The following is a 9,445-nucleotide window of genomic DNA, read 5'->3' on the forward strand; positions in this document are numbered from 1 at the left end:
GCCGTCAGACCGCGATCGGGGCCTTGATCGTCGGGTGGTGCTGGTACCCGACGACCTCGATGTCCTCGTACTCGTACGCGTCGATCGAGTCGCGCGGCGCGAGGCGCAGGGTCGGGTACGGGTAGGGCTCGCGCGTGAGCTGCTCGCGCACCTGCTCGACGTGGTTGTCGTAGATGTGCACGTCGCCGCCGGTCCACACGAAGTCGCCGACCTCGAGCCCGGTCTGCGCGGCGACCATGTGGACGAGCAGCGCGTACGACGCGATGTTGAACGGCACGCCGAGGAAGAGGTCGGCCGAGCGCTGGTAGAGCTGGCAGGACAGCCTGCCGTCGGCCACGTAGAACTGGAAGAACGCGTGGCACGGCGGCAGGGCCATGTTCTCGATCTCCGCGACGTTCCATGCGGAGACGATGTGCCGGCGCGAGTCGGGGTTCGCCTTGATCTGCTCGATCACCTGCGCGACCTGGTCGACGTGCCGACCGTCCGGCGTCGGCCACGAGCGCCACTGGACGCCGTAGACCGGGCCGAGCTCGCCGTCGGCGTCCGCCCACTCGTCCCAGATGCTCACGCCGCGCTCCTGGAGCCAGCGCACGTTCGAGTCGCCGCGCAGGAACCACAGGAGCTCGTACGCGATCGACTTGAGGTGGACGCGCTTGGTCGTGACGAGCGGGAAGCCCTGCGACAGGTCGAAGCGGAGCTGGCGCCCGAACACGCTGCGCGTGCCCGTCCCGGTGCGGTCGCCCTTGTGGGTGCCGTGGGCGAGGACGTCGCGCAGCAGGTCCTCGTACGGGGTCGGGACCGGCCGGGCGGGGCTGCCCGACGGCGCACGCTCGCCCTCGGTCACGACGGCGAGGGTCGGGGAGGTCGAGTCGGGGGCCACGGTCGTCAGTGTGGGTCGTCGCCGCGGGGCGGGTCAACCACTGCCGTCGGCCTGTCCCGACCTCGACCGCGCACGACTGCGGACGCTCGTCGACGAGGGTGACGCACGTCATGTCACGCCGCGCGCTCCCGGACGGTCGGAGGGGTAGAGCGCCGGACCGGACGCTCGTGGGCACAGGAGGCAGTGATGGAACGCATCGTGGTCGTCGGTGGGGGCTACGCCGGGTTCACGGCGGCCCGAGAGCTCGAGAAGCGCCTGCGGCGCGAGCAGCGCCGCGGCGAGGTCGAGGTGGTCCTGGTCGACCCGCGCCCGTACATGACGTACCAGCCGTTCCTGCCCGAGGTCGTCGCGGGCTCGGTCGAGGCGCGCCACGCCGCCGTCGCGCACCGGGGCCACCTGCGCCGCACGCGCCTGGTCGACGGGACGGTCGAGCGCGTGGACCACGCGCGCCGCACGGTCGTCGTGCGGCCGCGCTCGGGCGAGCCGTACGACCTGACGTACGACACGGTCGTCGTGACCGCGGGCGCGGTGACGCGCGTCTTCGCCGTGCCGGGCGTCGCCGAGCACGCGATCGGCATGAAGCACGTCGAGGAGGCCGTCGCGATCCGCGACCGGATGCTCACGTCGTTCGACCGCGCGGCGAGCCTGCCCCCGGGCCCGGAGCGCGAGCGGCTGCTCACGGTGACGTTCGTCGGCGGCGGGTTCTCCGGCGTGGAGGGGTTCGCCGAGCTCCTGTCGCTCGCGCACGACCTCACGCGCGTCTACCCCGAGATCGACCCGGCGGAGCTGCGGTTCCACCTCGTCGAGCGCACCCCGCGCCTCCTGCCGGAGGTCACGGAGCGTCCGGGGCGGTGGGTCGTGCGCGAGCTCGAGCGCCGGGGTGCGCACGTGCACCTCGAGACGGGCATCGTGTCCGCCGAGGGTGGGGTCGTGACGCTCTCGACGGGCGAGTCGTTCGCCACGGGGCTGCTCGTGTGGACGGCGGGCAACGCGGCGAACCCCGTCGTCGCGACGCACACCGACCTGCCGGTGGACGCGCGCGGCTACCTCGTCACCCGACCGGACCTGCGCGTCGGGACGGTGGACGACACCGTCCCCGACGCGTGGGCCGCGGGCGACGGCGCCGCCGTGCCCGACCTCGCGGTCCCCCGGCCGGGCGCGCTCACCGTCCCCAACGCGCAGCACGCCGTGCGGCAGGGCCGGCGCCTGGCGCGCAACCTCGTCGCGGCCCGGCGCGGTCTGGCCACGCGACCGTACGTGCACGGCAGCCTCGGCGTCGTCGCGACGCTCGGTCTCGGCTCGGGGGTGTTCGAGTACCGCCGGCTCGTCGTGCGCGGGCGCCTCGCGTGGCTCATGCACCGCGGCTACCACGTGCTCGCCATCCCGACCGGGGAGCGGACGGCCCGCGTGCTCGCCGTGTGGGCGACGGGCGCGCTGTTCGGGCGCGACGTCGTCTCGCTCGCCGCGGTGCAGCGCCCTCGCGCGGCGTTCGTCGCCGGGGCGACGGCGGCTGCCGCCGCCACGAGCGCCACGACGGCGCCGGCGCGGCCGGCACCGGAACCCGCGGTGCCCGGACCTCTCCGCGCGGCCTGAGACCGCCGTCCGGACGGGGAATCACGCGACCGCCGTTCGCGTTCTCCGGTCGACCGACCGGTGGGCGACGAGCGCACCGGCACCGCACGAGTGCGAGGATCGACGCATGACGACCGAGCCAGCCACCACGACCCCGCAGACGGGCACCGACGAGATCGCCCCGTCGTCGCCGTCTCCCACGGACGCCCTGTGGGTCGAGCGCACGGGCGTGCGCACGTACACCGGCTACTCCGCGCGCGGTGCCCAGGTGCTCATCGGCCCCGCGAGCGCGGGTGCGGTGTTCACGCCGGGCGAGCTGCTGAAGATCGCGCTGGCCGCGTGCGCCGGCATGAGCTCGGACCGCACGTTCGCGCGCCGCCTGGGCGACGACTACGCGGTGACGATCCACGCCGAGGGCGTCAAGGACCTGCCCGAGGACCGCTACCCCGAGATCACGGAGCGGTTCGAGATCGACCTGTCCTCGCTCGACGACGAGGCGCGCGAGCGCCTGCTCACGGTCGCCGAGCGGGCGATCGAGAAGACCTGCACAGTGGGACGGACGATCAAGGCCGGCGCGACCGTGCACACGGTGTTCCAGCAGCCGGGCGGCAGCGTCGAGTGACGACCGGGCCGTGAGGCCCGACCGACGACGGGAGGCGTGATGGCGCACGAGCAGCCGTCCGGTACGCCGGACTACGGGACGTGGGACCCCCAGGGGACCCCCACGTCGGACGCCGTCGCGCGGCGGGGTGGTCGCGCCGTCCGGGCGCCCCAGGACGCGGCCGTCGACGCGACGGACTGGGCCGCCTACCGGCCCACGCCGCTGCTCGACGCGGCGCTCGACAAGGCCGTGACCATCCCCTCCCACGTGATCCGGTCGCACGTGGACGGCGTACGCCGCCGGAACCCGGAGGCGAGCCCCGCGCAGATCGTGCGGATCCTCGAGCGCGAGTACCTGCTCGTCATCCAGGCCGCGGGCGGCGCCGTCGGTGCGGCGGCGGCGTTCCCGGCGGTCGGGACGGGTGTCGGGATCGCGTTGACGTCGAGCGACATCGCGACGTTCTTCGCGTCGTCGGCGGCGTTCGCGCTCGCCGTCGCGGACGTGCACGGGATCGCCGTGGACGACGTCGCACGCCGCCGTGCCCTGCTCCTCGCCACCGTGCTCGGCGAGAAGGGCGCGCGCGACGTCGAGCGCGCGACCCAGGGCTCGGGCCTCGCGTGGGGCAAGGTCCTGCTCACGAGCATGCCCGCCGGGACGCTCGTCAAGGTGAACAAGGCGCTCGGCAACCGCTTCCTGCGCACCCAGCTCGCCAAGCAGTCCGGCCTCGCGATCGGGCGCCTCGTCCCGTTCGGGGTCGGGGCGGTCGTCGGCGTCGCCGGGGCGCGCGCGCTCGGGCACGGCGTGATCGGCCAGTCCCGGCGCGCGTTCGGGCCGCCGCCGTCGGTGTTCGGGCGGCTCCTGGAGGTCGTCGAGTCTCCGGTCGAGGACGCGCCGCCGCGGCTCGTCCCGGTGCCCGACGACGCCGCGAGCCCTCGGCGCCGTCATCGCCTCCTGCCGGGGCGCGGCCGGCGGGACCACTCCCCCGCGCGCGACGCCGAGTGACGCCCGCAGCGCCTGACGACCCGACGGACGACCATGCCGGCATCGCCCGGCGGGCGGGAGACGGTGCGGCTCGGCGCGTCTCCGTCGCGCGCGACCTGGCCGTCGACGCGACCGTCGCGTTCGCGTGGGTCGCGGACCCGCGCACGCACCCGCGCTGGATCCCTCTGACGGCCATGGCGACCCCGGCCGTCCGCGGTCCCGAGGTCGGCGACCGCTTCACGATGGTGAGCGGACCGTCCGCCCGTCGTACGGGGCGGGGGTTCACCGACCGCATGGTCGTCGAGTCGCTCGACCGCCCGTCCGTCGCGGCGGGCCGGACCGGGAGCACGCGGGTGCACAAGCTCGGCCCCGTCCTGCTCGGCGACGCCGGGTTCGACGTCGTGCCGCTCGGCCGCGGACGCTGCCGCGTCGTCTGGTGGGAGGAGGCGTACCTCGCCGGCCCGCTCCCCCGCGCCGCCACGGCGCCGCTCGTCGGGCTCGCGCTGCGCTGGATGATGCGGACGTCACTGCGCCGCCTCGAGGCCCGCCTCTCCGCCCCCCGCTGACACGGGTCGACCGGCGCCAGGGGCCCGGGTCGACGCCTCGCGGCCGCTCGCCCCAGACGCGCCGAACCCGGGGTCGCTCCCGACCCACGGCTGCGGGTGAGGAGCGACCCCGGGTTCGGCAGGGTCGGCGAGATCGGCGAGGTCAGGCCGACGGCGCGTCCTCGACCGGGGCGTCCTCCACGGGTGTGCCCGACGACGCGGGGTCGCCCGCGTCCGGCGCGGGAGTCGTGGCTGCGGGGCCGGCGAGGATCAGGTAGAGCTCGCGGCGCGTGCGCTCGAGGAGCTCTGCCGCGGCCTGCGCCTGCTCGTCGGTGCCCGTGCGGGCGACCTGGTGGACCGCCGCGGCGACGGCCTCGACGCCCGCGCGCAGCTCGCGCCGCGAGCGGCCGCCGCGACCGGCGGCCTCGGCGAACGGGTCGCCCAGCTCGGCGGCGTGCTCCGCGACGTACGCGGTGCCCGCCTCGGTGAGCGTCGCGAGGCGACGCCCGCCGTCGGCCGAGAGCTCGACGAGCCCCTCGTCCTGAAGCAGGTTCAGCGCGGGGTAGACCGCGCCGGGGCTCGGGCGCCACTGGCCCTCGCTCCGCTCGGCGATCTCCTGGATGACCTGGTAGCCGTGCATGGGCTGCTCGGCGAGGAGCAGCAGGACGGCGGCGCGGACGTCGCCGCGGCCGGCGCGCCCCGGGCCGCGACCGCGGCCCCCGTGACGACGCCCGCCGTGCCCCGGGCCGAACCCGGGACCGCCGGGGCCGAAGCCCGGCCCGCCCGGCCCGAAGCCGGGGCCGAACCCACGCTCGCCGGAGCCGGAGCCGGGGCCGAAGCCGCGTCCGCCGTCGGCCGGGCCGCCGAACCCGCGGCCACCGCCGCGGCGCGCGCCGCCCCGACCACGGGGACCGTCGCCGCGGAACCAGGCCGCGTCGTCGGGCACGGGCGGGAAGCCGTCGCGACGACGGCGGTCCGGGCGCGGCCCGGGTCGCTCGCCGAACGGCTGGGACATGTTCTGGACGTTCTCCGGGGTCCTGCCCCGGTGCTGGTGTGCGTAGCTCATGGGATGCGTCTCCTGTGTTCGTGGGCTCCGAGTGTTCCGCGGAGCGGTGGCGGGCCGTGGCGGCCTCGCGAGGGTCGCGAGGGTCGCGAGTCGTCGGTATCGACTCTCAGCGATACGCTAACGATATATCGATAGAGTATCGCTGTCAACGCCCTGCCATGGAGCGCCGTGTCCCAGGACGCGGGCAGGCCGCGGACGTACGCTGGCATCCAGCAGCCAACCGGCAGCCCACCAGCACCATCGGACGCCACCCCCGTCCGACCACCACCCGGGCCGCACCACCCCGGCAGGCCCGGCTCCCGCGAGGAGGCGGCGATGCGCCCAGGCCAGCCCCGGCACTACCTCATGTGCCGGCCCACGTACTTCACCGTGAGCTACGAGATCAACCCGTGGATGGACCGGCGCACCCCGGTCGACACCCCGCTCGCGGTCGCCCAGTGGGAGCGCCTGCGCGACACCTTCCGCGACCTGGGCCACACCGTGGAGACGATCGACCCCGTCCCGGGTCTGCCGGACATGGTCTACGCCGCGAACGGCGCGACCGTCGTCGACGGCCTCGTCTACTCCGCGCGCTTCGCCCACCCCGAGCGCGGCCCCGAGGGCCCCGCCTACCTCAAGTGGTTCGCCGACCAGGGGTACGTCACCCACCTCGCCGAGCACGTCAACGAGGGCGAGGGCGACCTCCTCGTGGCGGGCGACGCCGTGCTCGCCGGCACGGGCTTCCGCACCGAGCGCGCCGCGCACGCCGAGGCCGCCGCGCTGTGGGGACGCGAGGTCGTGACGCTCGAGCTCGTCGACCCGCGCTTCTACCACCTCGACACCGCGCTCACCGTGCTGCGCGGAGGCTCCGGCACGGCCCCGGGGGCCACGCAGCCCGACGGCGGCGCGCACCCCGGCCTCACCGGCCCGCCGCCCGTCGACCTCGCCTACTACCCGCCCGCGTTCTCGCCCGCGGCGCAGGAGGTCCTGCGCGAGCGCTACCCCGACGCGCTCCTCGCGACCGAGGAGGACGCCGTCGTGCTCGGCCTCAACGCGGTGAGCGACGGCGCGCACGTCGTGCACGCCCCGCGCGCCGAGCGGCTCGCCGCGGCGCTGCGCGAGCGCGGCTACGAGACGCTCGCCGTCGACACGTCCGAGCTGCTGCGCGGGGGCGGTGGCGCCAAGTGCTGCACCCTCGAGATCCGCGAGATGGGCGCCGGGCCGGTCGCGACGTCGGGGAGCGCATCGTGACCGCGCAGGACGTCCGCCCGGTCGCCGGGCCGGCGGACGAGACGCCGCGCGACGCCCTCGCGCACAACTACCACCCGCTGCCCGTCACCGTCTCGACCGCCGAGGGATCGTGGGTCACCGACGTGGACGGGCGTCGCTACCTCGACTTCCTCGCGGGCTACTCGGCCCTCAACTTCGGGCATCGCCACCCCGCGCTCGTCGCGGCCGCGACCGCGCAGCTCGGGCGTGTCACGCTCACGTCGCGCGCGTTCGACCACGACCTCCTGCACCCGTTCGCCGCCGCGCTCGCCGGGCTCGTCGGGCCGCTCACCACAGGGGGACCCGACTCGCTCGTGCTCCCGATGAACACCGGCGCCGAGGCCGTCGAGACCGCGATCAAGACCGCGCGCAAGTGGGGGTACGACGTCAAGGGCGTCCGCCCCGGGGAGGCGACGATCGTCGTCGGCTCCGGGAACTTCCACGGCCGCACGACGACGATCGTGTCGTTCTCCGACGACGAGGACGCGCGCCGCGGGTTCGACCCCTACACGCCCGGCTTCCGGGTCGTGCCCTACGGCGACGCCGACGCCGTCGCCGCCGCGATCGACGACACCACCGTCGCGGTGCTGCTCGAACCCGTCCAGGGCGAGTCCGGCGTCGTCGTACCGCCCGCCGACTACTGGCCGCGGCTGCGCGCCCTCACCGCCGAGCGCGACGTGCTGCTGGTCGCGGACGAGATCCAGTCCGGCCTCGGCCGCGCCGGCACGACGCTCGCCGTGGAGACGTGGGACGTTCGCCCCGACCTCGTGACGCTCGGCAAGGCGCTCGGCGGCGGGATCCTGCCCGTGTCCGCCGTCGTGGGACGCCGTGACGTGCTGGAGGTCCTCACGCCCGGCACGCACGGCAGCACGTTCGGCGGCAACCCGCTCGCGTGCGCGGTCGGCCTCGCCGTCGTCGACCTCCTGGCCACCGGCGAGCCGCAACGCCGGGCGCGCGAGCTCGGCGCGCGGTTCCAGGACCGGCTCGCCGGGTTCGTGGGCGCCGGGCTGCTCGACGGCGTCCGCGGCCTCGGGCTGTGGGCGGGACTCGACCTCGATCCCGCGCGCGGGACCGGTCGCGACCTGTGCGAGGCGCTGCTCGCGCGCGGCGTCCTCGCCAAGGACACGCACGGCTCGACCATCCGTCTCGCTCCCCCGCTGACCATCTCGGCCACCGACCTCGAGACCGGGCTGTCCGCCCTGGAGAACGCGCTCACGGACCTTGCGCGGGGTCGGTAGAGTCCGGAGGGTGACCACGCCCGAGCACACCGCACCCGGTACCACCACCCTCGCGTCGTCCCTGGACGACCTGCGTCGCGCGTACGCCGACCTGCAGGCCCTGGGGCTGAAGCTGGACCTCACGCGCGGCAAGCCCTCGGCCGAGCAGCTCGACCTCTCCGAGGCCCTGCTCGCGCTCCCGGGCGAGGGCGTCCACACCGACGCCGACGGCACCGACGTCCGCAACTACGGCGGCCTCGACGGCCTCCGGCAGCTCCGGGAGATCTTCGCCGAGCTGCTCGGCGTGCCCGTGGAGCAGCTCCTCGCGGGCGGCAACGCGAGCCTCACGCTCATGTACGACACGCTCGCCTACGCGACGCTCTTCGGCGTCCCCGGCTCCGAGCGCCCGTGGGGCCGTGAGGAGAAGGTCCGCTGGATCTGCCCCGTGCCCGGCTACGACCGGCACTTCTCCGTGTGCGAGGCCCTCGGCATCGAGATGGTCACCGTGCCCATGACGGCGGACGGGCCCGACGCCGCGGCCGTCGCCGCTCTCGTCGCCGACGACCCCACGATCAAGGGCATGTGGGTCGTGCCGACGTACGCCAACCCCGACGGCTCGGTCGTCACGGAGGCGGTCGCGCGGGCGCTCGTGTCCGTGCCCGCCGCCGCCCCCGACTTCCGCATCCTCTGGGACAACGCGTACGCCCTGCACCACCTCACCGACGACGAGGTCCGCAGCGCCGACGCGCTCTCGCTCGCCGCCGAGGCCGGCCACCCGGACCGCGTGATCCTCTACGCCTCGACGTCGAAGATCACGTTCGCCGGCGCGGGCGTCGCGTTCCTCGCGTCGTCGCCCGCGAACGTCGCCTGGTACAAGAAGCACCTGTCCGCCCAGTCCATCGGCCCGGACAAGGTCAACCAGCTCCGGCACGCGCTGTTCTTCGGCGACGCCGACGGCGTGCGCGCCCACATGCGCAAGCACCGCGACATCATCGCGCCCAAGTTCGAGGCGGTCACGGGCATCCTCGCCGAGCGCCTCGGCGGCACGGGCGTCGCGTCGTGGACCGAGCCGAAGGGCGGCTACTTCGTCAGCCTCGAGGTCGTCCCCGGCACCGCGTCACGCGTCGTCGAGCTCGCGAAGGCCGCCGGCATCGCCCTCACGCCCGCGGGCGCCCCGTTCCCCTACGGCAAGGACCCCGACGACAAGGTCCTCCGCCTCGCCCCGACCCTCCCCCCGATCGAGGAGGTCCGCGTCGCCATGGACGGCGTCGCGACGTGCGTCCTCCTCGCCGCGGCGGAGCAGGCCGCGCAGTAGAGGGTTCCGACCCCGCGAGA

The 9,445-nt window shown here is 75.3% G+C and carries 9 protein-coding genes; 7 read left to right on the forward strand and 2 right to left on the reverse strand.

Annotated features, from left to right (window positions below; all coding sequences use genetic code 11):
- Positions 1-4: 4 nt before the first annotated feature.
- Complete coding sequence (locus ABWU78_RS11155; protein ID WP_253053661.1) at positions 5-844, reverse strand: thymidylate synthase; 840 nt, start codon at positions 842-844, stop codon at positions 5-7.
- A gap of 222 nt (positions 845-1,066) precedes the next feature.
- On the opposite strand from ABWU78_RS11155, the gene ABWU78_RS11160 reads away from it, so the two are divergent.
- From ABWU78_RS11160 to ABWU78_RS11175, 4 genes are all read left to right on the forward strand, one after another.
- On the forward strand, positions 1,067-2,473 hold the full coding sequence (locus ABWU78_RS11160) for an NAD(P)/FAD-dependent oxidoreductase (protein WP_439158382.1): 1,407 nt from the start codon (positions 1,067-1,069) through the stop codon (positions 2,471-2,473).
- 106 nt (positions 2,474-2,579) lie between these two features.
- Positions 2,580-3,074, forward strand: coding sequence for an OsmC family protein (locus tag ABWU78_RS11165; RefSeq protein WP_253052741.1), 495 nt, complete (start codon positions 2,580-2,582; stop codon positions 3,072-3,074).
- Between the two features lie 39 nt (positions 3,075-3,113).
- Positions 3,114-4,055, forward strand: a complete 942-nt coding sequence (locus tag ABWU78_RS11170) for a hypothetical protein (RefSeq protein WP_439158383.1) — start codon at positions 3,114-3,116, stop codon at positions 4,053-4,055.
- Entirely contained in the window at positions 4,052-4,600 is a 549-nt protein-coding gene (locus ABWU78_RS11175) for an SRPBCC family protein (RefSeq protein ID WP_439158384.1), read from the forward strand. Before ABWU78_RS11170 ends, ABWU78_RS11175 begins: the two co-directional genes overlap by 4 nt.
- A gap of 142 nt (positions 4,601-4,742) precedes the next feature.
- Here the strand turns inward: ABWU78_RS11175 and ABWU78_RS11180 are convergent, their stop codons facing one another.
- Positions 4,743-5,645, reverse strand: coding sequence for a PadR family transcriptional regulator (locus ABWU78_RS11180; RefSeq protein WP_439158385.1), 903 nt, complete (start codon positions 5,643-5,645; stop codon positions 4,743-4,745).
- Positions 5,646-5,960: 315 nt separating this feature from the next.
- Here ABWU78_RS11180 and ddaH point away from each other — a divergent pair, with 315 nt between their 5' ends.
- The 3 genes from ddaH to ABWU78_RS11195 are packed head-to-tail and all read left to right on the forward strand — an operon-like array spanning position 5,961 to position 9,425.
- A complete protein-coding gene (gene ddaH, locus ABWU78_RS11185; RefSeq protein WP_439158386.1) occupies positions 5,961-6,875 on the forward strand; it encodes a dimethylargininase in 915 nt (304 codons plus the stop codon).
- Positions 6,872-8,131 carry an ornithine--oxo-acid transaminase gene (gene rocD / locus ABWU78_RS11190; protein WP_439158387.1) on the forward strand — a complete coding sequence of 420 codons (1,260 nt, stop codon included), beginning with the start codon at positions 6,872-6,874 and terminating at the stop codon, positions 8,129-8,131. The genes ddaH and rocD overlap by 4 nt, the downstream gene beginning before the upstream one ends.
- A 10-nt stretch (positions 8,132-8,141) precedes the next feature.
- On the forward strand, positions 8,142-9,425 hold the full coding sequence (locus ABWU78_RS11195) for an aminotransferase class I/II-fold pyridoxal phosphate-dependent enzyme (protein WP_439158388.1): 1,284 nt from the start codon (positions 8,142-8,144) through the stop codon (positions 9,423-9,425).
- Positions 9,426-9,445 lie beyond the last annotated feature (20 nt).

The organism is Cellulosimicrobium sp. CpK407, from assembly GCF_051844275.1.
Lineage (GTDB): Bacteria > Actinomycetota > Actinomycetes > Actinomycetales > Cellulomonadaceae > Cellulosimicrobium > Cellulosimicrobium cellulans_G.

Coding starts and splice junctions, on each gene's coding strand:
- ABWU78_RS11165 (WP_253052741.1), top strand. CDS start 2,580: ATGACGACCGAGCCAGCCACCACGACCCCGCAGACGGGCACCGACGAG.
- ABWU78_RS11180 (WP_439158385.1), bottom strand. CDS start 5,645: ATGAGCTACGCACACCAGCACCGGGGCAGGACCCCGGAGAACGTCCAG.
- ddaH (WP_439158386.1), top strand. CDS start 5,961: ATGCGCCCAGGCCAGCCCCGGCACTACCTCATGTGCCGGCCCACGTAC.
- ABWU78_RS11160 (WP_439158382.1), top strand. CDS start 1,067: ATGGAACGCATCGTGGTCGTCGGTGGGGGCTACGCCGGGTTCACGGCG.
- ABWU78_RS11170 (WP_439158383.1), top strand. CDS start 3,114: ATGGCGCACGAGCAGCCGTCCGGTACGCCGGACTACGGGACGTGGGAC.